Raw genomic sequence first — 22,164 nt, forward strand, 5'->3', positions numbered from 1 at the left:
ACTCCCCTGACCGACCGACCTGACGAGGCACGATGAGCATCAGCACCCCGGGCGGCCCTGAGCGCCGCCCGACCGTGGTCAGCACCGGCAAGAAGCCGGCCGCGGGCCGGCCGGCGTCCGGCGCCAAGGCCGGCACCGGCAAGCCGGCCGGCACGCCACGGGCAGGCGGCAAGGGCCCCCGCAAGCCGGTCACCCCGGTCAAGGTGAGCCAGGGCCGGGCCTGGGGCCCGATCGCGCTCTTCGTGGCCGTGGGCGTGCTGGCTGCCGGCATCATCGGCTACGGCGCCTGGGCGTCGTTCCAGGGCTCCAAGCCGTGGGACAAGCGGGCGAACGCCATCGACGGCATCGTCAACTACCGCAAGACCGATCCGGACAGTTTGAAGTACGAGGCGCACAAGTCCGGCCCGCTCACCTACAAGTACTCGCCGCCCGTCGGCGGCGTGCACAACGCGGCCTGGCAGAACTGCATGGGCGACGTCTACGACGCCCCGATCGCCAGCGAGAACGCGGTGCACAGCCTGGAGCACGGCGCGGTGTGGATCACCTACCGCCCGGACCTGCCGAAGGACCAGGTCGACAAGCTCGCCGGCAAGGTGCGCGGCGTCGAGAAGACGATGCTGAGCCCGTACGAGGGCCTGGACAAGCCGATCTCGCTCCAGGCGTGGGGCTACCAGCTCAAGGTCGACAACGCCGACGACAAGCGGATCGACGAGTTCATCAAGGACCTGCGGGTGAACGCCTCCGTCGAGGGCCCCACCGCGCTGTGCAACACGGGTATCACCGCCACCGGCACCACGCCGCGTGACCTCCAGCAGCAGCCCCCGACCCAGTAAGGACGGCGATGACAGCCCCCGCCACCACCGACACCGAGCACGACGACGTCGTGGCCGCCCCGCACGAGGGCGGCCCGGCACCGGCGCGGCGCTACGGCGTCGCGGCGCTCGCCATCATGGTGGTGGTGGGCCTGCTGCTCGGGTACGCCGGCGGCCTGCTCACCCCTCGCCTCACCCGACCCGGTGACTCGTCGGTCGAGGCGGGTTTCGCGCGGGACATGACGACCCACCACGCTCAGGCGGTGGAGATGAGCCTGATCGCGTACCGGTCGGCGACGCTGCCCGAGGTGCGACAGATAGCCGTCGACATCGCCACCGGTCAGCAGGGCGAGATCGGCGCCATGCAGACCTGGCTGCGCGACTGGCAGCTGAGCCCGACCGGGTCGCAGCCGCCGATGTCGTGGATGTCCGACGGCGCCGCGGTCAAGGACGGGCTGATGCCGGGCATGGCCACCCCGGAGCAGATGGCCTCGTTGCGCGACGCCAAGGGCATCGAGGTGGACCGGCAGTTCCTGGCCCTGATGTACAACCACCACCTCGGCGGGATCCACATGATCGACGCGGCGCTCGCGGAGACCGACAACGCCGAGGTGGTCCGCATGGCCCAGACCATGAAGAGCACCCAGCAGTCCGAGCTGAACAACCTCCGGCAGCTTCAGGCGCAGGCCAAGGGCTGACCGGCCGTACGGGCACCCGGGCCCGCGTTCCCGCCGCTCGCCGGCGTGGACGCGGGCCCGACGCCTGTCCACACCCCCACCCCTGCCGTCCCGCCCTGGCTCGGGATCCGCGCAGTTTCCGGGATGTTGCTGTCTCGCAGCGCCGGAAGGCAGCAACATCCCTGAAGTTGTGCGGATCTTGGCGGCTCCGAGGCGGATTCCACCCCCTGCAGACCCCCCTCGGCCGCACCCTTCATACACTTACGTCCGGTTTGGTCGATTCGAGCGTCACGGGCGATTACGTTGCTTAGAGAGTTTTCTCCACACATATCGTGACCAGTTGTGATTCGGGCTCGTTGCCCAAGACGTGGGGGTTGCACTCAGAGACGCACGGCGCTCGGTGACCAGTTGGTGCCGACGCCACACCATCGGCGGTGACGGGGCGGTGGCAGCCGTCCGTCGCGGACAGCGGCAGGGCGAGCCGGGAACGCTCAGTCGCGAACAGGAACTCGAACTGATCGACACACTCCGGGGCGTCCACCCCGACGAGTTCGGCCTGGACGAGGAGTTGTGGACGCGGCAGAGCCTCACCACGCTCATCCAGCGCCGGTTCAACCTCCCGCTGGACGCGGGGGCGGTCGGGGCGTACCTGCGGGCCTGGGGGTTGGGTCCGCGGGAACCGCGCGAGCGGGCCTGCGGGCTCTGCGTCAGCGCGGTCGAGCGCTGGGTACGCAGCGAGTACCCGGCGATCACCCGGACTGCCCAGGAGCACCTGGCCGAGGTCTACTGGATCGGTCGGGTCCGGCTGCGCGGCACCATGCCGGCGGCGGACGTGATCTCCGCGGTCTCGTCCCGGGGGCGGGTGCGCTTCATGATCACCACGCCGACCGTGGACCCGCCGCTCCCCCGCGACTTCGTGCTGCGACTCAGCGGCGAGGAGCAGCGCACGGTGCACCTGATCGTGGACGGGTCCTGGCCGCGCAACGAGTGGCCACGCCGGCTCCCCCGGCGGATCGTCCTGCACCCGCTGCCCAGTTGCGGGCGGGCCATCGCAGCGGCCTGAGCACGGACGGGCCGATCACCGACACGATCGGCTCGTCCGATACCGATTCGGCGTACGCGGAGGAGGTTTGCTAGTCTTCTCCAGTCGCTGAGCCCCCGTAGCTCAGGGGATAGAGCACCGCCCTCCGGAGGCGGGGGCGCAGGTTCGAATCCTGCCGGGGGCACCAAGAAGAGTTTCACCGCCGGGCGCAGAGGCACACCGCCTCCACGCGCCCGGTTTTGCGTTTCCGCTCCCCGAAGCCCGCGACGAGCCGGCCGTGTGCGCACGGCCGCCGCGCGTCTAGCCGGGCCGGGCCGCGTCCGCGTAGCGGCGGGCGAGACCGCCGAAGGCAGCCTTGAGCTCGGCGGGCCCGATCACCTCGATGTCCGCGTCGAACCTGCCGAGCGCGGCTGCGAGGCCGACCCAGGACCAGGAGCCCTGTACGAGCTTGCAGCGCTCGGGGCCGATCTCTTCGACAAGCCCGTCGCGGGTGTACGCGGCGACGACGACGGCGGGAAGGCCGATGATGACCTCGCCAACGCAGGGCCACGCCGAGGCGTCGGTGGAACCTCGGAAGCGGCCCGTGACGTACGTGGCCACGTCTCCCATGGGCAGCTGTCGTGGGGTGAAGCGTGGTCCGGTCGGGGTACGCGGGCTGACCCGGTCGCAGCGGAAGGTTCGCCAGTCGTCTCGGTCGAGGTCCCAGGCGACGAGATACCAGCGCCCCTTCCAGGTGACGAGGTGGTGGGGCTGCACGCGGCGGGGCGGCGCGTCGGCGGCGGCGCTCGTCGAGGCGTAGTCGAAGCGCAGGACCTCGTGGGCGTGGACGGCCGCGCCGATGGCTGTCAGCACGGTGCGGTCGACCGGGGAGTCCGGCCCGGTGGCGGGTTGTCCGACGGCGGTGACCTGGAGGGCGTCGACGCGGTGCCGCAGCCGGCTGGGCATGACCTGCCGGATGGTGTTCAGCGCTCGCGCCGCGCCCTCCTGGATGTCCGCCCCGGAGAGGGCTGCCACCTGGAGTGCGACGGCGATGGCGACGGCCTGCTCGTCGTCGAACAGCAGCGGTGGCAGTTGGGCGCCAGCGTCGAGCCGGTAACCGCCGTCCGGGCCCTTGAAGGCTCTGATCGGGTAGCCGAGCTCGCGCAGCCGGTCGACATCGCGTCGCACCGTACGCGGGCTCACGTCCAGCCTCTCGGCCAGGAGACCGCCAGGCCAGTCACGTCGGGCCTGGAGGAGCGAGAGCAGCGACAGCAGTCTCGCGGAGGTCGTGGCCATGCACCCGAGTGTGCCCCGGGTAGCGGACACAACCTGACCGCTACCCCTGCCATCGTCGGCGTTGCACCCGGGGCAACAGCCACGGGTCGCGTCACACGAGGAGCAGCAATGAGCATCAACACCGTCGCCCACATCAACCTTCGGGGCAACGCGCGGGCCGCCCTCGATTTCTACCGGTCCGTCTTCGACGGGGACCTCGCCGCGGTGACCTACGCCGACGCCCACAACATGCAGACCCCGGACGAGGCCGACCAGATCATGTGGGGTCAGGTCACGTCCGCCGAGGGCTTCCAGATCATGGCGTACGACGTGCCGTCGGCGCGGCCGTGGAGCCAGGGCGAGAGCCCGTTCTTCGTCTCGGTCCGGGGCAGCGACGCCGACGAGATCACCGGCTACTGGAAGAAACTGAGCGAGGCCTCGACAGTCCTGGTCGACCTCGCACCCGCCGGCTGGGCTCCCCTCTACGGCATGCTCACCGACCCGTTCGGCGTCACCTGGGTGCTCGACGTCGCCGTCGAGTACGACCCGGCCTGACCAGAAGGAGCAAGCCCACCGCCGATCGCGAGGGATCGGCGGTGGGCTGCGGTGCCGCTCAGTGCGCCTCGGCCGGCACCAACCTCGGGTGCACCTCGGGTGCCGCACCCGCATCCGGGTCGCCGGAGTCCGCGCGGCGTTTGAGCCACTTGTCGATCACGAGGTTCAGGACGAGCCCGACAGCGCCCCAGATGGCGATGACCAACAGGTTCTGTCCGACACCGACGCCGTCGAAGTACCGCAGCGATCGGGCGATGTCGACAGCCGCGGGCAGCGGCAGCACGTCCTGCAGGGGGCGGAACACCTCGGGGACCAGGTACACCGACATGCCACCGCCGGAGGCGGGCACGCCGGCCATCATCAGCACCAGCATCATCGGGATGATGCCGGCCAGGCCGACGGTGCGGGTGAGCACTCCGGTGGCCAGGGAGACCGAGAAGATGGTCAGGGCGCCGTAGGCGATCGTTTCCAGGGCGTTGCCGCTGATCGCGCCGATGACGACGTCGAAGAGGAACCACAGCCAGACGGACATGCCGATCGCCCAGCCGCCCAGCAGCGGCAGGAACTGAGGCAGGCGGCGCACGTGCGGGGCACCACCGCGCAGGACGGCCAGGAACAGGAAGCCGGCCATGATCCAGGACATCCCGACGTACATGCTGTTGCTGCCGCCGGTGTCGGTAGCGCTCAGGGGCTGTACGTCGGTCAGCGTGAGCGGAAGGTCCTGGGCCGCGGTGATCGGCTGGAAGATCGCGCGGATCGCGGACTGCTGGCTGGCGTTGGCGGCGGACGCCGAGTACAGCGTCGCGGGAGTGTCGGGCGCCGACGGCAGGACGAAGGCGGCGACCACTTCACGGGTACGGATCTGCTCGGTGGCCTCGTCCACCGTGTCGGCGACTGTGACGTCGAGGATGCCGTCAAGCTGTGCGTTGAGGCCGGCGGCGGTCTGCTGAGCCTGCCCGGGGGCGGCGGCGACCACGACGACCGGGATGTCGTGCGGTTGCGGTTTGTGCATGGAGAACCCCATGGCGCCCACGACGACCACGAGGATGGCCAGCGGGAAGCCGGCCGCGGCCACGTACCGGAATCGCTTGGAACGCGGTGGCCCGCCGGCCAGAGCGGGGGCCTTCGCGTCGGGGTCGGCGATCGGGGGGACGCCGGGGATCGTGTTGCCGCTCGCACTGCGCTCCTTGAGCAGGCAGAGCGCGAGGGCGGCCACGAGCCACACGGCCAGGACGATCAGGTGGGTGCCCAGGCCGTTGCCGTCGAAGTACAGGACCGAGCGCAGTGCCTCACCGGCCGCCGGGAGCGGCAGCACGCTGTGCAGGAACTGGAAGAACCCGGGCATGTTGTGCACGGACAGGGCCAGGTTGGACGCGGGCATGCCGAACACGACCCAGAGCAGCATGCCGGGCAGCACCGCGAGGGGTCCGACGAACTTGGAGAGCAGCAGCTGGGCCAGGCCGACGGCCGCGGTGGCGAGCATGCCGACGCCGAGGAAGGTGAGGTAGTGGCCGTCGACGGCTCCCACGACGGGCCCGAGGATGAGCCAGATGATCGAGCTGGTGACCGCGGACCAGCCGGCCAGAACGGGCAGGAACCGGCGCAGCCGCAGCAGGTGGGGGACGCCCATCACCATGATGCTCAGTGGCACGTACCCGGCCAGCATCATGCCCATCGCGGCGAACAGGACCGCGATGCCGGCCGAGTCACCGGCGGGGAGCGGCGCGACGTCCTCGGCGGTGGTCTGCCAGCTGTTCTGGAGGGCCACCGGCGCGAGCAACTGCTGGACTGTGGCGTTCTGCGAGGCTCCGGCCGCGGAGGCGGTGAGGATCGTGGCGTTGGCGCTGCCGTCGGTGGGCAGGACGAGCGCGCCGGCGGCTTCCTGGTCGTGCAGCAGGTCGACCGCGTCGTCGCGGGTGGCCACCAGGGTGGCCTCGGTGCTGTCGGCGGCGTTGAGCCCGTCGACGACGGCCTGTGCCTGGGCGCCGCTGCCGACGATCGCGACCGGCATGTCCCGGGGGTGCGGTGAGTGCATGGTCGACATGTAGGTCGCGAACATCATCGTGACGATGAGGAAGGGCATCACGAACAGGGCGACCATTCGGATGATCTGTTCCTTGCGGTCCGCGCCGGGCGGGCGGCCGTCCACCACGTCGGCAGCCTCGATCACGGCTTCGGTATCCATGCACGCTCCAGAGCAGTTTGTACGCCAGTTGACTTACAAACTGTAGGCGGCAGCTGCCGGAACCAGGAATCCGGCTAGGTTGACCTGAGTCACATCCGGGCGAGGACACGAGGGGGCCGGGGTCATGAGGCGGTCCGAGGCGGCACGCACCGCGCTGCTGGACGCGGCGGAGCGGCTGTTCGCCGAGTCGGGAGTCGCCGAGATCTCCGACCGCCGGGTGGCCGAGGCGGCTGGCAACACCAACCACTCGGCGGTGCGCTACTACTTCGGCGGGCGCGAGGGCCTGCTGAAGGCGCTCATGGCCCGCCACGTGCACGCCGTGGCGGAACAACGCGCTCAGATGCCCCCGACCGACGACTCCATCCTCGGCGACATCCGCGGTCTCGTGGAGCCGAGCATGCGGGTTCTCGACCAGCTACCGCGCCCGAGCTGGCGGGCCCGGTTCCTGGAACACATGCTGCACAACCCCACCACTGTGCCGATCATGCGCGAAGCCCAGGACACCACGCCACAGGCATTGGAGCTGCGCGAGTCCCTGGCCGCGCGGCTGCGGCACCTCGACCCGGAGGTGGTCGCCGGCCGTGCGCTCCTGATCACCCGCATCGTCAGCACCACGACGGCCGAGGTCGAGGCACGCGCCGAGCGCACCGGCGAAGACCCGCAATGGCCCGCGGTCGGCGACTTCCTCGTCGACGCCATCACCGGAATGCTCAGCGCCCCGATCAGCCGGCCACGCCTACCCGAACGCTGATCGCCGGGACCCGGCCCCGGTCCCGGTGAGGCCGACGCCGCTGCCGCGCGCCGGCCCCGGGGGCTCACCTGCCGACGTACGCCGCCAGGTGCTCACCGGTGAGGGTGGAGCGGGCGGCCACGAGATCGGCCGGGGTGCCCTCGAAGACGATCCGGCCGCCGTCGTGGCCGGCGCCCGGGCCGAGGTCGATGATCCAGTCGGCGTGCGCCATGACCGCCTGGTGGTGCTCGACGACGATCACCGACTTGCCGGAGTCGACCAGTCGGTCCAGCAGGCCGAGCAGCTGCTCGACGTCGGCGAGGTGCAGGCCGGTGGTCGGCTCGTCGAGGACGTACACGCCGCCCTTCTCGGCCATGCGGGTGGCCAGCTTGAGTCGCTGCCGCTCGCCGCCGGACAGGGTGGTCAGCGGCTGGCCGAGGCTGAGGTAGCCGAGCCCGACGTCGACGAGCCGATCGAGGATGGCGTGCGCGGCGGGCGTACGCGCCTCGCCGGCGGAGAAGAACGCCTCGGCCTCGCGCACCGACATGGCGAGCACCTCGCTGATGTCCCGGCCCCCGAACCGGTACTCCAGGACCGACGCCTGGAACCGCCTGCCCTCGCACTCCTCGCAGGTGGCGGCGACGCCGGCCATCATCCCCAGGTCGGTGTAGATGACGCCGGCGCCGTTGCAGCCGGGGCAGGCGCCCTCGGAGTTGGCGCTGAACAGGGCCGGCTTCACACCGTTGGCCTTCGCGAACGCCTTGCGGATCGGGTCGAGCAGCCCCGTGTACGTCGCGGGGTTGCTGCGGCGCGAGCCGCGGATCGCGCTCTGATCGACCGACACCACGCCGTCGCGGTCGGACACCGAGCCGTGGATCAGCGAACTCTTGCCCGAACCGGCCACACCGGTCACCACCACGAGCACGCCGAGCGGGATGTCGACGTCGACGTCGCGCAGGTTGTGGGTGTTCGCGCCCCGCACTTGCAGCACACCCGACGGCGTCCGTACGGAGGTCTTCAGGCGGGCGCGGTCGTCCAGGTGCCGCCCGGTCAGCGTGTCGCTGGCGCGCAGCCCGTCGACGGTGCCCTCGAACACCACCTCGCCTCCGCCGGTGCCCGCGCCCGGCCCGAGATCGACGACGTGGTCGGCGATGGCGATCGCCTCCGGCTTGTGCTCCACCACCAGGACGGTGTTGCCCTTGTCCCGCAGGCGCAGGAGCAGGCCGTTCATCCGCGCGATGTCGTGCGGGTGCAGCCCGATCGTCGGCTCGTCGAAGACGTACGTGACGTCGGTGAGCGACGACCCGAGGTGGCGGATCATCTTGGTGCGCTGCGCCTCGCCTCCGGAGAGGGTGCCCGAGGGGCGGTCGAGCGACAGGTAGCCCAACCCGATCTCCTCGAACGAGTCGAGGAGGTGTTGCAGGCCGGTGAGCAGCGGCGCCACCGAGGGCTCTTTGATGCCCCGGACCCACGCCGCCAGGTCGCTGATCTGCATCGCGCAGACGTCGGCGATGCTCTTACCCGCGATCTTCGACGACCGGGCCTCGGCGCTGAGCCGGGTGCCGGCACAGTCGGGGCAGGTCGTGAACGTCACCGCACGGTCCACGAAGGCGCGGATGTGCGGTTGCAGCGTGTCGATGTCCTTGGCGAGGAACGACTTCTGGATCTGCGGGATGAGGCCGACGTACGTCAGGTTGATGCCGTCGACCTTGATCTTGGTGGGCTCCCGGTGGAGCAGGTCCTGCAACTCCTTCTTGGTGTATCTGCCGATCGGCTTGTCCGGGTCGAAGTAGCCGCAGCCCCGGAAGATCCGGCCGTACCAGCCCTCCATGCTGTAGCCGGGGATCGTGATCGCGCCCTCGTTGAGCGACCTGCTGTCGTCGTACAGCGCCGACAGGTCGAAGTCGGTGACCGCGCCCATGCCCTCGCAGCGCGGGCACATGCCGCCGAGCCGGTTGAATGTCGCCTTCTCGGTCTTCGTCTTGCCGGCACCGCGCTCGACGGTGATCGCGCCGGTCGCCCGCACCGACGGGACGTTGAAGGAGAACGCGTTGGGCGAGCCGATGTGCGGCTGCCCGAGCCGGCTGAAGAGGATGCGCAGCATCGCGTTGGCGTCCGTGGCGGTGCCGACCGTGGAACGGGCGTTGGCGCCCATCCGCTCCTGGTCGACGATGATCGCGGTGGTCAGCCCGTCCAGTACGTCGACCTCGGGCCGGGTCAGCGTCGGCATGAAGCCCTGCACGAAGGCGCTGTAGGTCTCGTTGATCATCCGCTGCGACTCGGCCGCGATGGTGCCGAACACCAGCGAGCTCTTGCCGGAGCCGGAAACCCCGGTGAACACCGTCAGTCGGCGCTTCGGAAGCTCGACCGTGACGTCCTTGAGGTTGTTCACGCGCGCGCCCTGCACCCGGATCAGGTCGTGCCGGTCGGCGACGTGCGCCGCGGGCGGGTCCGTGGCCTTGCTCATCGTGTCTCCATCTTCTCGGGCGGGCGGGGCCCCGGGGTCACGGCCGACGCGGCTCGCCAGGCCGACCCGACCCGTGGCAGTCACGCTAGGGGTGGTGGCGTGACCTGGGCTTCTCGATTCCTGACCGGTCTGGTCACCTGCTTCGCCGTGCACGACGGCAGGCCGGCCGTCGCCAGCGCCGCCTCCCGCCGGTAGGTGCTGGGCGGCACCCCGACCAACTCGGTGAAGCGGGTGCTGAAGGTGCCGAGCGACGAGCAGCCGACCGCGAAACAGACATCGGTGACGCTCAGGTCGCCGCGACGCAGCAGCGCCATGGCGCGCTCCACGCGCCGGGTCATCAAATAGCTGTACGGAGATTCGCCGTAGGCGAGCCGGAACTCCCGACTGAGATGCCCGGCCGACATGTGGACGCCCCGGGCGAGCGCCTCGACGTCCAGGGGCTGCGCGTACTCCCGGTCGATGCGGTCGCGGACGCGGCGCAGCCGCGCGAGATCGCTCAGGCGCTGGCTCTCGGCGGATCGGCTGGTCACCTGGAAAATCGTGCCACAGACCCCCGACGACATGGGACCGCCGAAGGCGGCGTGCCTTTGCTGATCGGCGCGGCAGCGCGGGGTGCGCGTACCGTCAGCTGGTTTCGCGGCGGGCGCGGGCCCGGCGCTTGCCCTCGTGCATGGCCTGCACCCGGGCCACCGGGATGGTCCGACCCTGGGCGACCAGGTCGGCGGGGAGCGCCTGCGGCGCCGGCATCAGCGCGGCCCACGGGTCGGTCCCGTCGAGCAGCGACGGCACCGTCGCGATGGTGAAGTCCGCAGGGGTCACCTCGGTCAGGTCGGACCAGTCGACCGGGAAGGAGACCGGCAGCCCGGGCCGCAGTCGCGGGCTGTACGCGGCCACGACCGTTGCCCCGCCGGCGCGGGTGGCGTCCACGAAGACCTTCCCGCCCCGGTCTTCCTTGATATACGCCGTCGTGGCCAGCGCCGGGTCGAGTCGCTCCGCGCGGACGGCGAGCGCCCGGGTGGCGGCGGCCAGCTCCTCGGCTGTGGGCTCACCCGTCACCGGGACGAAGACGTGCACGCCCTTGGCGCCGCTGGTCTTGACGGCCCCGGCGAGGCCGGCGTCGGCGAGCGCCTGGCGGACCAGCAGGGCGGCGCCGACGGCAGCGCGGAACCCGTCGCCCTCGGGCGGGTCCAGGTCGAGCACCAGGTGCGTCGGTCGGTGCAGGTCGGCCGCCGTGGCCAGCGTCGGGTGGTACTCGACGGCCCGCTGGTTGGCGAACCAGAGCAGGGTGCGCCGGTCGTCGCAGAGGGCGTACGAGATCTCCCGGTGCGACGCCTCGGCCCAGACCGGCACCCGGCGGACCCACTCCGGGGTGTAGCGGGGCAGGTTCTTCTGCATGAACGGCGGCTGGCCGGGGCGGACCCGGATCACCGACAGCGGCCGGTCCCGCAGCTGCCCGATGAGCGGCTCGCGCACCGCGTCGAGGTAGTCGACCAGGTCACGTTTGGTCGCGCCGTCACGGTCGGACAGCGGCTGGTCCAGGTTGGTCAGGGCCACGCCGTCGCGGGTCTCGTCAGCCTCACTCACCCGATCACCCTGGCCGCCTCGGCGTCGTCGGTCAACCGGACGCGGCGCTTCGACACCGAACGATTCCGCTGCCCGCCGCCGTCGACCGGCGCGTCAACGTCGGGCCGCCGGCCGGCCGGGTGGCGGGGCAGCGTGCCCAGCGCCACCAGCAACGCGGCGAGCACCAGACCGGCGGCCACGGCGTACGCGACCCGGTAGCCGCCGGCCAGCGCCACAACCTCGGCCCGACCGGCGGCCCGCAGGCCGTCGCTGCGGGCCGCGGCCAGGGTCGCCAGTGCGGCCAGGCCGACCGCCCCGCCGACCTGCTGGGTGGTGTTGGCCAACCCGGACGCCAGCCCGGCGTCGGCGTCGGTCGCGCCGACCATGGCCAGTGTGGTGACCGACGGCAGGGTCAGGCCGCCGGCCATCCCGAAGAGCACCAGAGCCGGGAGTACGTCGGGGAGGTAGCGACCGTCGGCGGGCAACCGGGCGAGCAGCAGGAAGCCGACTGTCGCGAGGCTCAACCCGGCCAGCAGCACGTTGCGGGCCCCCCACCTGCCGATCAGCCGACCGGCCAGGCCGAGCGACACCACGGCGATCACCACCGGGGTGGGCAGGAACGCCCAGCCGGTGGCCGCCGCGTCCAGTCCGAGCACGAGTTGCAGCTCGACGGCGAGCAGGAACTGGAAGCCGAAGAACGCGGCGACCACGAGGAACTGCACCGCGTTGGCCGCCACCAGGCCCGGCACGCGCAGCACCCGTGCCGGCAGCAGCGGGGTCGCCGCCACCTGTTGGCGTACGGCGAAACCGCCGAGCAGCAGCGCCGCGAGCGCCGCCGCCCCGAGGGTCCGCGGGCTGGTCCAGCCGTGCTCACCGGTCCCCACGATGCCCAGCACGGCGGCCATCAGGCCGGCGGTGGCGAGCAGGGCGCCGGGCAGGTCGAGGCCGGCCCGCAGGCCGATGCCCCGTTCGGCGGGGAGTTGGCGGACGGCGGCGAGCAGGATCGCGGCCCCGATCGGCAGGTTCACCAGGAAGATCGAACGCCAGCCGGCCAGCTCGGTGAGCACCCCGCCGGCGACCGTGCCGATCGTGGCGCCGGCCGCCCCGGTGAAGCTGAAGACGGCGATGGCGCGGGCCCGCTCGACCGACTCGGGATAGAGCCGGACGATCATGCCGAGGCTGACCGCCATGGCGAGCGCGCCGCCGACGCCCTGGCCGAACCGCGCGGCGACGAGCAGGGCCGGTCCGGTGGCCGTCGCGCAGGCCAGCGAGGCGAGGGTGAACAGCACGACGCCGGCCAGGAAGACCCGACGTCGGCCGAGCAGGTCGCCCAGGCGGCCGGCGAGCAGCAGCAGCCCGCCGAACGCCACCAGGTAGGCGTTGACCACCCAGGCCAGTCCGGCGGCGGTGAAGCCCAGGTCGCGTTGCACCGACGGCAGGGCCACCGACACGACACTGCCGTCCAGGATGATCATCAGGCTGCCGGCGCAGAGCACGAGCAGGGCCGGCCAGCGGGCCGGGTCGGTACGGTTCATCGCACGCCTCCTTGGTGCACGGTTTGTTACCGACGTCATCGTCTGTGACCATGAGCCGGAGCGGAAGGAGGCACTGTGATGTCCCAGAGGAACAGCAATGTGTCCGCGCAGGTCGAGGCGGAGTTCACCTGCGCCGCCGGGAACGTGCCGTTCACCCCCGGGCAGGCCCGGGCGTGCACCGTCCGCGAGGTGCTGGACCGGGTCGGCGGCAAGTGGAGCATCGGCATCCTGGTGGCCGCGTCGAACGGTCCGGTGCGCTTCACCGAGCTGGAGCGGCACATCGAGGGCATCAGCCGCCGGATGCTCACCCTGACCCTGCGCAACCTGGAGCGCGACGGCCTGCTGCACCGCACGGTCTACCCGACCGTCCCGCCGAAGGTGGAGTACACGGCCACGCCGATGGCGCTGGAGCTGTACGAGTCGCTGGTGGCGCTGACCAGTTGGGCCGAACGGCACCGCCGTGCCATCGCCGAGGCGCGGACCAGGTACGACGCCGAGCACGCCGGCTAAACCAGACCCCGGTGTGGGGAACGCCACCACTACTTTCTGACCGATCGGTCAGGGTCTGACCGATCGGTCAGGCATGCTGGTTCACGGAGGTGGACCGGTGATGGCCAGAGCGGTGTCCGAGACGCACGGCGAGATCCTCGCCGCGGCGGCGCGACGGTTCGCGGTGACCGGCTACCGGGGCACCTCGTTGCAGGACATCGCCCGCGAGGTCGGCTGCTCCAAGGCCACCGTGCTCTACCACTTCGCCAACAAGGAAGCCCTGCTCGCCGAGCTGATGGCACCCGCGATCGGCGTGCTGCGCGACCTCGACGACCAGCTCGCCGGCCGGACCGGCACGGCCGCCCAGGAACTCGCCGCGGCGGGCTTCGTCGACCTCGCCGTCCGGTTCCGGCGGGAGATCGCGGTGCTGCGCGGCGAGTTCCCCGAGCTGCTGTGCCAGCCGGCGTTCGCGCACATCCAGGAGATCTCCGACCGGCTGCGCGACGCGTTGGCCGGGCACTCCGACCGACCGGGCGCCCGGATCGCCGCGCTGGTGCTGCTGGCCGGCATCTCCGAGGCGTGCGCCGAGTTCGCCGACATCCCCGACGACGAACTGCGCGCCGCCCTGCTCGCCCTCGTGCGGCGGGCCGTCGAACCCGTCGACGCACCCTGACCCACCCACCCACGACCCGAGGACAAGGACTCCTGATGGCCACCCTGCTCTACCGGCTCGGCCGGGGCGCGTTGCGCCGGCGACGACTCGTCGTCGCGCTCTGGCTCGTCGTACTCGTCGGCGCCGGCCTGGCCGCGGCGACCCTGCGCGGCCCGACGGCGAGCAACTTCACCATGCCCGGCACCGAGAGCCAGCGCGCGCTCGACCTGCTCGCCGAGCAGTTCCCCGCGGCCAGCGGCGCGACCGGCACCATCGCGGTCAAGGCGCCCGGAGACGGCCAACTCGGCACGCCACAGGGTCAGGCGGTGGTGCAGGAGCTGGTCCAGCAGGCCGGGACGCTGCCCGGCGTGGTCGGTGCGGTCAACCCGCTCCAGGTCGGCGCGGTCTCGCCCGACGGCCGGTACGCGCTGGTCCAGGTCCAGTTCGCCACCGGCGCGGACGAGGTGACCGACGACCAGAAGGCCGCGTACGAAGAGGTCGGCGCGGCGGCGAAGGCACAGGGTTGGCAGGTCGCCCCGGGCGGCGAGGTGCTGGGCGGCGAGCCGGAGATCGGCTCGACCGAGGCGCTCGGCGTCGTGGTCGCCGCGATCGTCCTGATCATCACCTTCGGCTCGTTGGTGGCCGCCGGGATGACCATGCTCAACGCGCTGATCGGCGTGGGCGCCGGCATGGCCGGACTGTTCGCGCTGAGTGGCGTCGTCGAGTTGACCAGCACGGCGCCGATCCTGGCGCTGATGCTCGGCCTCGCCGTCGGCATCGACTACTCGCTGTTCATCACTTCCCGGCACCGGCAGAACCTGCTCGACGGCCTGCCCCCGGACGAGGCCGTCGGCCGGGCCGTGGGCACCGCCGGCTCCGCAGTCGTCTTCGCGGGCGCCACAGTGGTCATCGCGCTCGCCGGCCTGGCCGTGGTGGACATCCCGTTCCTCACCGTGATGGGTCTCGCCGCCGCCGGCACCGTCACCGTGGCCGTGCTCGTCGCCATCACCCTCGCGCCGGCGCTGCTCGGCTTCGCCGGACGTCGGGTCCTCCCCCGCCGGCTGCGCACCGCCGGGGCCGACGAGACCGCTGCCACCGGCAACGAATCGGCCGACGCACCGACCGCCGAGGCGAACGCCGCCACCGAGGACCAGTCCCGGTTCGGCTTCCGCTGGGCGCGGTTCGTCACGCGGTTCCGCGTACCCGTCATCCTGGTCGGCCTGCTCGGCCTGGGGCTGCTCGCGCTGCCCACGCCGGACATGCGGCTGGCGCTTCCGGACGCGTCGACGGCGGCCGTCGGCTCGCCGGCCCGGGTGTCGAACGACCTGATCACCGAGGGCTTCGGCGCGGGCTTCACCGGCCGACTGGCGGTCGTCGTCGCAGGTGACTCGCCGCAGGCCACCTCGGCCGCCGTGCCGCAGGTCACCGCGCTGCTCCAGCGCACCGAGAACGTCCTCGCGGTGGCGCCCGCCCAGCTCAGCCCGGACGGCCGGACGGCACTGCTCGGCGTCGTGCCGAAGACCGGCCCGACCGACGAGGCCACCGAGACGCTGGTGCACGACATCCGGGACTCGGTGGGCGGGATCCGCGACGCGGACGTGCTGCTCACCGGCGTCACCGCGATCGGCATCGACGTGTCCGAGAAGCTCTCCGACGCGCTGCCCGTCTACCTGCTGCTGGTGGTGGGGCTCTCGGTCCTGCTGCTGATGCTGGTGTTCCGCTCGCTGCTGGTGCCGGTCAAGGCCGCGCTGGGATTCCTGCTCACCGTCGCCGCCACGTTCGGCATCACGGTGGCGGTGTTCCAGCAGGGGCACCTCGCCGACCTCGTGGGCCTGGACACGCCCGGCCCGCTGATCAGCTTCCTGCCGATCCTGCTCATCGGCATCCTGTTCGGGCTCGCGATGGACTACGAGGTGTTCCTGGTTTCCCGGATGCGCGAGGACTTCGTGCACGGCGAGACCGCCCGCCAGGCCACGATCAGCGGCATGGGGCACGGCGCCCGGGTGGTCACCGCCGCCGCGTTGATCATGATCTCGGTGTTCGGGGGCTTCGTCTTCCTCGACGACCCGGTGATCAAGTCGATGGGCTTCGCGCTGGCCATCGGCGTGGCGATCGACGCCTTCGTGGTCCGGATGACCATCGTCCCGGCCGTGATGTCCCTGCTCGGTGACCGCGCCTGGTGGCTGCCCCGCTGGCTCAACCGGGCCCTGCCCAACGTGGACATCGAGGGCGAAGGCCTGCGCGAACACCTGACCGAGGCAACCCCGACCCGGGTCTGACCTGACCCACCTCGCGGTCGATCATGGAGTTGCGGTGCCCGTTGGACCCCGTTTGGGAGCCTTCGTCCGGCACCGCAACTCCATGATCGACCCGGCCGGGCGCGGCCTGGCCGGGGTTTACACGCCGGCTGGGTATGTCTCCATTTCGCCGGGGACGGCGGGGACCGCCAGCGGATGCAGGGCCGTCGTCTCGTCGCACCAGATGAAGGCGTCGTAGCGGTCGCCCAGCCGGGTCGGCACGTAGTTGCCCCACGACTCGAAGGACGGGTCGTAGACCACCCCGATCGCCCGGTGATCAGCCGGTTCGGTGACCCAGCCCGGCTGGTCGTCGCCGCCGAAGACGAGCACCGCCCGCTCCGGCATCAGCTCGTGCAACCGCCGCTCCACCGAACCCTCCCGCGCCGGCGGCACCACCATCGCCTCCGACGGCGAGCCCCACCGGGGAGCGGCGATCACCGTGCCCCGGTAGGTGCCGAACCCGACCAACGCCACCGCGTCGTCGCCGTGCCGCTCGCGGGCCAACTGACCGATGTTGACCATGCCGTCCGCGGCCATGTCGGTGGCCCGCGCATCCCCCACGTGCGTGTTGTGCGCCCAGACGATCCCGCGGGCGTCCGGGCCGTAGCGTTGCAGCAGCCGGTCCAGGGTGTCCTGCATGTGGGTGTCGCGGATGTTCCACGAGTCCGGCCCGCCGGCCACCATCGCCCGGTAGTAACGCTCCGCGCCGGCCACCACCTCCGCGTTCTGCCAGGCCGAGAAGCGGTCCGGGCCGTCCGACATGGCCTGTTCCCGGGTACGCGCCAGCAGCCGCACGACCTCCTCCTCGCAGCGGGCCGAGACGAAGCGGCTGGCCGCGCCGTACTCCTCGACCCGCTTGCCGTACGGCTCGAAGCACCGGTACGCGTCCTGCGCCGCCTCCAGCGAGGTCGGGTCCTCCTCCCCCAGGTAGTCGAAGATCGCCTGCATCGACTCCCAGAGGCTGTACACGTCGAGCCCGTGGAAGCCCGCCCGCCCGTCCTGGGGCCGCTCCAGGTTCCACGCCCGCAGCCAGCGACAGAACCGGGCCACCTCGGCGTTCGCCCACATCCAGGTCGGCCACCGTTCGAAGCGCTCCAGCGCCGTCTGTGGATCGAGGGCCCCGCCCGGCGCGGCGGTGACCGAGCGGTGCACCCGGTCGCAGTCCGGCCAGTCGCCCTCCACTGCCACGAACGAGAAGCCGCACTCCGCGATCAGCCGACGGGTGAGCTGCTCGCGCAGCCGGTAGTAGTCGTAGCTGCCGTGGGTGGACTCGCCGATCATCACCACCCGGGCGTCCCGGACGCGCTCCAGCAACGGGTCGAAGTCGCTCGGCGCGCCGAGCCGCTGAACCAGCATGGCAGCGGCTACCCGGCGGTCGCGCCGACAAACCGTCGGCGCGTCGCCCACCGACACGCCGTGAGCGTGTACGGGAGCGGCGAGCGGGTAGCCGAACGGCATGACCGTCACCGGCGTGCAGTTGCAGGAGTACCTGGCCGGGCTCGACTACCCGGTCTCCCGCGAGGACCTCGTCCGTTGGGGGCAGGAGAACGGGGCCAGCACGGCCATGTTGCAGATGTTGCAGGCGTTGCCGGCCGAACAGTTCGAGTCGCCGGCCGAGCTGAGCGAGGCGTTGACCACCCTCGCCTGACCGCCGGGTCACCGCGCGTGCAGCAGCCGGAACAGCACCAGCCACTGCTCCGGCCAGACGTACCCCACGGGGGTGTCCGACGCGATCCGGGTCGCGCGCAGGGCGGCCGCGACCCGCGCCGGCGGGTGGTGCCGGCGCAGGGTCGCGGCGAGCGAGCCGCCGACGCCCTCGAAACCCCACCCCACGAGCCTTCGGTACGCCGGCAGAGCCGCCGCCGGCAGCAGCGGCTCCGGCCGCCGTTCGATGCGCAGGATCCCGGCGTCCACCGCCGGCACCGGCCGGAACGCGGTACGTGGTACCCGCCCCGCCAGCCGCCACCCGAACTCCGGCCAGGTCGAGACGGTCAGCCGCGTCCACCGGCCGTAGTCGCCGCTGCGGCGGCGGGCGTACTCCAGTTGGGTGAGCAGTGTCGCGGACCGCAACCGGGGCGCGGCGAGGCACCACCGCACCACGGCGGAGGTCAGCGACCAGGGGATGTTGCCGACCACCGCGAACGGCTCCGGTGGCGGCTCGGCGGCCAAGAAGTCGGCCTGCCGGTGCTCCACGTTGGACAGCTGCCCGCAGACGGCGGCCAGCGCGTTGCGGACGGCGGGGTCCACCTCGTACGCCGTCAGCCGCCCACACCGGGCGGCGAGGGGTCGGGTGAGCTGTCCCCGGCCCGCGCCGACCTCCAGCAGGAGCCCGGCCGGATCGGGGTCGGCGGCGCGGACCACCCGCTGGACGGCCGCGCGGTCGACGAGAAAGTTCTGGCTGAGTACGCGACGGGACCTGTCGCGTTCGGTTGATCGGATCGGGCGAGGCGCCACGGGTCGTCGTCCTGTCTGTCGCCGCTCGGCGACGGGCTGGACAGGCAGCAGGAATTGCCGGACCTGTCCGAGTGGATCGGGACTCGGACGGCCCTGGACGATGCGCGGGTACGCGAAGACGAGGCGACAGCCTCGTGCCGTGGCGAAGGATCAGCGGCGGCGGGGCGACAGCCCCGGCGCACCGCGAAGTGGACCGATCAGCGGCAGGTCACGTCCCAGCCCGTCAGGGCCGGACGCCGGACGCGCGGACGGGACACCAGCAGGGCACCCCAGGCGGCCGGCGTACCGACCCCCTCGATCAGGGCATGCGTGATCATGCCCCCCACCCTACCGACCCCACCCCACCCACCCCACCCATTTCCCACCGGCTTGGCGCGGTGATCATGAAGTTATTGCCATGACACGCCGGGCGGGGTGGCAATAACTTCATGATCAACCGGGGCGGGCAGGGGGTGGGGCCCGGCGGGTGGGGTGGGGTGGGTTACGGGAGGGGGATTGTGCGGGATTCGGTGCGGGCGGTTTCGGCGGCGGCGAGGATCGCGACTACCTCGCGGCCGAAGCGGACGTCGCAGCGGTGGTCGCGGGTGCCGGTCCGCACCTGCTCGACGAGCTGGTCGATCGCGACACCGAACGCCGTGTCGGCGTCGTTCTCGCCGACCGGGACGGTCTCGATCCCGTTCTCGCCGTAGAACACGAACTCCCGGGCCATCGCCTCGGTCGGAGCGTCCAGGGACAGCGAGGCGCTGCTGGTGGCACCGCCGTCGTGGGTGAGCAGCAGGTGCACCATCCCGCTCGGCCCGTCCATCGCCGCCACCTGCGTCACCCGGCCCAGCACCGGCAGGAGGATCGAGAGCGCGTGCGGGGCGATGTCCCAGAGTGCGCCGTGCTCGCGACGCCACAGGGAGCCGCCGTACGGGCTGCCCTCCTGGAAGATCGACGCGAAGGCTGTGGTGCGGCCGTGCTGCCAGCCGCCGGCGGCGGCGGTCGCGGCGAGGAACGCAGTGACGTTCGGCTGGAACCGCTGGGTGAAGAACACGACCGAGGCGACCCCGGACGCCTCGGCGGCGGCGACCACCCGGTCGGCGTCCTCGACGGAGAGCGCCAGCGGCTTGTCCAGCAGCAGGTGACGGCCGGCGGTGGCGGCCCGGACCGCGATATCGGCCTGAACGTCCGGCGGCAGCGCGACAGCGATCGCCTCACACTGTTCGATCAGCGCGTCGACCTCGGCGTAGGCGGGAACTCCGTACCGCTCGGCCAGCGCGGACGCCCGCTCCGGGTTACGGCCCCACACGCCTACCAGTTCCGCGTCCGGGTGTGCGTGCAGCGCCTTACCGTGCGTCTCGATCGCCCAGTGACCGGTGCCGAACAAACCGAACCGCAGCACGTGTACCTCCGCTGTCTCCCCGCACCGTGACGACGCCACGGACGTGATCCACGCTAGTCGCCCCACCCGGCTCACCGGTGGCGGGTCGCCAACCACAGCAGCCCAATGCCCCCGTACCCACGACCAACGAACCGACCGACCGGGTGCCGTCGCCCGGCGGGACGCCCCCTTGATCGCGCTCGATCCAGGATCCAGTGGCCTCGTTCGCGCCCGAAGCCACTACTTCCTGGATCGAGCACGATCTTGGGCCGGGCGGACCGGGTGGGCGAGCGAGCGAGGTGGGCGGGGCGGGCGAGCGGCCGGCGAGCGGGGCGGCGGGCCGGGCGGGTCGCGGTGCCCCACTCATGGGGCAGCTCGACAGCGGCCGCACACCCCTCGACGACCCGCCGCCAACGCGGCGGCCAGGCAGCGTGACCCGGGTACTACGACGCTTAGTAGGCTGTGCCGGTGACCGAGGCAACGACCAGGTGGGGCCGATGACGAGCGCGGCAGCCGACTCGCCGGTGGACGGGCTCCTCGCGACGGCGTCGATCGTGCTCTCGCTGCTCGTCGCCGTGTGGGCGCTGGTCGCGGCGGTACGCCACCGGCCACCGGACCGGGTGCAGTTCGCCGGTCTGGCCGTACTGGAGGTGGCGCTGCTCGCGCTGGGGGTGCTGGCCCTGGTCGCGGTCGGTGGCGGGGACCGACCGGGCGAGCCCGGCGCGTTCTACGGCTACCTGGCCACGCTCGTCTGCCTGCCGCCGCTGGCGTGGGTGCTGGCCCGGATGGAGCCGACCCGCTGGGGGTCGGCGATCGTCTGCGCGGTCTGCCTGGTCGCACCGGTAGTGGTGGTCCGGTTGCAGCAGACCTGGGAGGTCCTCGGTGGTTGAGACACGACCGGCCCGACGCGCCACGAACGCCGGTCCGGGCCGGCTGCTGATCGCGGTCTACCTGCTCTTCGCCATCGCCGCGACCAGCCGGGCAGGTCTGCAGATCGCCACCAAGTTCGACGAGGCGCCGGTGGCGTACCTGCTCTCCGCCCTGGCCGCGCTCATCTACATCGTGGCGGCGGTGGGTCTGGCCCGTGCCGGGCACACCGGCCGACGGGTGGCGCTGGCCTGCTGCTCGGTGGAGTTGGTCGGGGTCGTCGCTGTCGGCATCCTCAGCGTTGTCGACAAGGACCTGTTCCCCGACGAGACGGTGTGGTCGCAGTTCGGCAGCGGGTACGGCTACATCCCGCTGGTGCTGCCGGTGCTCGGCCTGTTCTGGCTCTGGCGCACCCGCCGCGACCCGGCCTGACCGGCCGGGCCGCGTGACGAGGGCGCGCGTCAGGCCCGTGGGCCGCCGGCGACGTAGATGACCTGCCCGGAGACGAAGCCCGCCCCCTCACTGGCCAGGAACGAGATGGTGTGCGCGACGTCCTCCGGGCGACCCGGGCGACGGACCGGGATCTCGGCGGCGGCGTGCTTCTGGAGGTCGTCGAAGTCGACCTTCATCCGGGCGGCGGTGGCGGCGGTCATGTCGGTGACGATGAAGCCCGGCGCGACCGCGTTGACCGTCACCCCGAACGGCCCCAGCTCGATGGCGAGCGTCTTGGTGAAGCCCTGGAGGCCCGCCTTGGCCGCGGCGTAGTTCGCCTGCCCCCGGTTGCCCAGGGCGGACGTGCTGGACAGGTTGACGATCCGCCCCCACTTACGGTCCACCATGTGCTTCTGCGCGGCCTGGCTGAACAGGAACGCGCCGCGCAGGTGCACACCCATGACCGTGTCCCAGTCGGCGTTGGTCATCTTGAACAGCAGGTTGTCGCGGAGCACACCCGCGTTGTTGACCAGCACCGTGGGGGCGCCCAGCTCGGCGGCGACCCGCTCGACGGCCGCCTCGACCTGCTCCCGGTCGGACACGTCGGCGCCCACGCCGAGCGCACGGCCGCCCGCGCCGACGATGGCGTCCACCGTCTCCTTGGTGGCGGCCTCCTCGATGTCGACCACGGCGACGGCCATCCCGTCGGCGGCCAACCGCCGGGCGGTGGCCGCGCCGATACCGCGCGCGGCTCCGGTGACGATGGCGACGCGGGGCTCCTCCGACATGA

The 22,164-nt window shown here is 71.9% G+C and carries 21 protein-coding genes and 1 tRNA gene; 12 read left to right on the forward strand and 10 right to left on the reverse strand.

Translation table 11 applies throughout. The annotated features are described in order from the left end of the window. The first annotated feature begins 32 nt into the window (after positions 1–32). The 4 genes from B0E54_RS18230 (at position 33) to B0E54_RS18245 (ending at position 2,718) form a co-directional block, all read left to right on the forward strand. Positions 33–833 (forward strand): DUF3105 domain-containing protein, encoded by an 801-nt coding sequence (locus B0E54_RS18230; protein ID WP_234585884.1) that lies wholly within the window; start codon positions 33–35, stop codon positions 831–833. An 8-nt stretch (positions 834–841) separates the two neighbouring features. Beyond that, positions 842–1,510, forward strand: coding sequence for a DUF305 domain-containing protein (locus B0E54_RS18235; RefSeq protein ID WP_234585886.1), 669 nt, complete (start codon positions 842–844; stop codon positions 1,508–1,510). 346 nt (positions 1,511–1,856) lie between these two features. Then, positions 1,857–2,552: a winged helix-turn-helix domain-containing protein gene (locus B0E54_RS18240; RefSeq protein ID WP_234585888.1), complete on the forward strand. Its 696-nt coding sequence runs from the start codon at positions 1,857–1,859 to the stop codon at positions 2,550–2,552. Between the two features lie 91 nt (positions 2,553–2,643). Continuing rightward, positions 2,644–2,718 (forward strand) — tRNA-Arg (locus B0E54_RS18245). 113 nt (positions 2,719–2,831) lie between these two features. Here the strand turns inward: B0E54_RS18245 and B0E54_RS18250 are convergent. Then, a complete protein-coding gene (locus B0E54_RS18250; RefSeq protein WP_234585891.1) occupies positions 2,832–3,806 on the reverse strand; it encodes a YafY family protein in 975 nt (324 codons plus the stop codon). 108 nt (positions 3,807–3,914) lie between these two features. On the opposite strand from B0E54_RS18250, the gene B0E54_RS18255 reads away from it, so the two are divergent. After that, on the forward strand, positions 3,915–4,340 hold the full coding sequence (locus tag B0E54_RS18255; protein ID WP_234585893.1) for a VOC family protein: 426 nt from the start codon (positions 3,915–3,917) through the stop codon (positions 4,338–4,340). A 58-nt stretch (positions 4,341–4,398) separates the two neighbouring features. Here B0E54_RS18255 and B0E54_RS18260 read toward each other — a convergent pair whose 3' ends face one another. Further along, the gene (locus B0E54_RS18260) at positions 4,399–6,525 is read right to left on the reverse strand and encodes an ABC transporter permease (RefSeq protein ID WP_234585895.1); all 2,127 of its coding nucleotides are present in this window, start codon (positions 6,523–6,525) and stop codon (positions 4,399–4,401) included. A gap of 124 nt (positions 6,526–6,649) precedes the next feature. On the opposite strand from B0E54_RS18260, the gene B0E54_RS18265 reads away from it, so the two are divergent. Next, on the forward strand, positions 6,650–7,276 hold the full coding sequence (locus B0E54_RS18265) for a TetR/AcrR family transcriptional regulator (protein WP_234585897.1): 627 nt from the start codon (positions 6,650–6,652) through the stop codon (positions 7,274–7,276). A gap of 64 nt (positions 7,277–7,340) precedes the next feature. Here B0E54_RS18265 and B0E54_RS18270 read toward each other — a convergent pair whose 3' ends face one another. The 4 genes from B0E54_RS18270 to B0E54_RS18285 all read right to left on the reverse strand — a co-directional run bounded on the left by B0E54_RS18270 (position 7,341) and on the right by B0E54_RS18285 (position 12,820). Further along, positions 7,341–9,722 (reverse strand): excinuclease ABC subunit UvrA, encoded by a 2,382-nt coding sequence (locus tag B0E54_RS18270; RefSeq protein WP_234585910.1) that lies wholly within the window; start codon positions 9,720–9,722, stop codon positions 7,341–7,343. 80 nt (positions 9,723–9,802) lie between these two features. After that, positions 9,803–10,285, reverse strand: coding sequence for a helix-turn-helix transcriptional regulator (locus tag B0E54_RS18275; RefSeq protein WP_374109285.1), 483 nt, complete (start codon positions 10,283–10,285; stop codon positions 9,803–9,805). Positions 10,286–10,346: 61 nt separating this feature from the next. Then, positions 10,347–11,306, reverse strand: coding sequence for a DNA polymerase domain-containing protein (locus tag B0E54_RS18280; RefSeq protein ID WP_234585916.1), 960 nt, complete (start codon positions 11,304–11,306; stop codon positions 10,347–10,349). Next, positions 11,303–12,820, reverse strand: coding sequence for an MFS transporter (locus B0E54_RS18285; protein WP_234585918.1), 1,518 nt, complete (start codon positions 12,818–12,820; stop codon positions 11,303–11,305). Before B0E54_RS18285 ends, B0E54_RS18280 begins: the two co-directional genes overlap by 4 nt. A 75-nt stretch (positions 12,821–12,895) precedes the next feature. Between B0E54_RS18285 and B0E54_RS18290 the strand changes: the two genes are divergently transcribed. The 3 genes from B0E54_RS18290 to B0E54_RS18300 all read left to right on the forward strand — a co-directional run bounded on the left by B0E54_RS18290 (position 12,896) and on the right by B0E54_RS18300 (position 16,240). Next, positions 12,896–13,330, forward strand: coding sequence for a helix-turn-helix domain-containing protein (locus B0E54_RS18290; RefSeq protein WP_234585920.1), 435 nt, complete (start codon positions 12,896–12,898; stop codon positions 13,328–13,330). Positions 13,331–13,430: 100 nt separating this feature from the next. Further along, positions 13,431–13,982: a TetR/AcrR family transcriptional regulator gene (locus B0E54_RS18295; RefSeq protein WP_234585923.1), complete on the forward strand. Its 552-nt coding sequence runs from the start codon at positions 13,431–13,433 to the stop codon at positions 13,980–13,982. Between the two features lie 35 nt (positions 13,983–14,017). Continuing rightward, complete coding sequence (locus B0E54_RS18300) at positions 14,018–16,240, forward strand: MMPL family transporter (RefSeq protein ID WP_234585925.1); 2,223 nt, start codon at positions 14,018–14,020, stop codon at positions 16,238–16,240. A gap of 117 nt (positions 16,241–16,357) precedes the next feature. Here the strand turns inward: B0E54_RS18300 and B0E54_RS18305 are convergent, their stop codons facing one another. Continuing rightward, positions 16,358–17,614, reverse strand: a complete 1,257-nt coding sequence (locus B0E54_RS18305) for an erythromycin esterase family protein (RefSeq protein WP_234585927.1) — start codon at positions 17,612–17,614, stop codon at positions 16,358–16,360. Positions 17,615–17,714: 100 nt separating this feature from the next. On the opposite strand from B0E54_RS18305, the gene B0E54_RS18310 reads away from it, so the two are divergent. Next, the gene (locus tag B0E54_RS18310; RefSeq protein WP_234585931.1) at positions 17,715–17,906 is read left to right on the forward strand and encodes a DUF2795 domain-containing protein; all 192 of its coding nucleotides are present in this window, start codon (positions 17,715–17,717) and stop codon (positions 17,904–17,906) included. 8 nt (positions 17,907–17,914) lie between these two features. Here the strand turns inward: B0E54_RS18310 and erm are convergent, their stop codons facing one another. Together erm and B0E54_RS18320 are read right to left on the reverse strand one after the other, a co-directional pair. After that, entirely contained in the window at positions 17,915–18,712 is a 798-nt protein-coding gene (erm, locus tag B0E54_RS18315; protein WP_234585934.1) for an ErmE/ErmH/ErmO/ErmR family 23S rRNA (adenine(2058)-N(6))-methyltransferase, read from the reverse strand. Between the two features lie 481 nt (positions 18,713–19,193). Continuing rightward, positions 19,194–20,096 (reverse strand): Gfo/Idh/MocA family protein, encoded by a 903-nt coding sequence (locus tag B0E54_RS18320; protein WP_234585936.1) that lies wholly within the window; start codon positions 20,094–20,096, stop codon positions 19,194–19,196. A 476-nt stretch (positions 20,097–20,572) separates the two neighbouring features. On the opposite strand from B0E54_RS18320, the gene B0E54_RS18325 reads away from it, so the two are divergent. Both B0E54_RS18325 and B0E54_RS18330 read left to right on the forward strand, forming a co-directional pair. Next, complete coding sequence (locus B0E54_RS18325; protein ID WP_234585948.1) at positions 20,573–20,965, forward strand: hypothetical protein; 393 nt, start codon at positions 20,573–20,575, stop codon at positions 20,963–20,965. Next, the gene (locus B0E54_RS18330) at positions 20,958–21,374 is read left to right on the forward strand and encodes a hypothetical protein (protein WP_234585950.1); all 417 of its coding nucleotides are present in this window, start codon (positions 20,958–20,960) and stop codon (positions 21,372–21,374) included. Before B0E54_RS18325 ends, B0E54_RS18330 begins: the two co-directional genes overlap by 8 nt. A 29-nt stretch (positions 21,375–21,403) precedes the next feature. Here B0E54_RS18330 and fabG read toward each other — a convergent pair whose 3' ends face one another. Continuing rightward, positions 21,404–22,162: a 3-oxoacyl-ACP reductase FabG gene (fabG, locus tag B0E54_RS18335; protein WP_234585952.1), complete on the reverse strand. Its 759-nt coding sequence runs from the start codon at positions 22,160–22,162 to the stop codon at positions 21,404–21,406. Positions 22,163–22,164: the final 2 nt, after the last annotated feature.

This window comes from Micromonospora sp. MH99, assembly GCF_021442385.1.
GTDB lineage: Bacteria > Actinomycetota > Actinomycetes > Mycobacteriales > Micromonosporaceae > Micromonospora.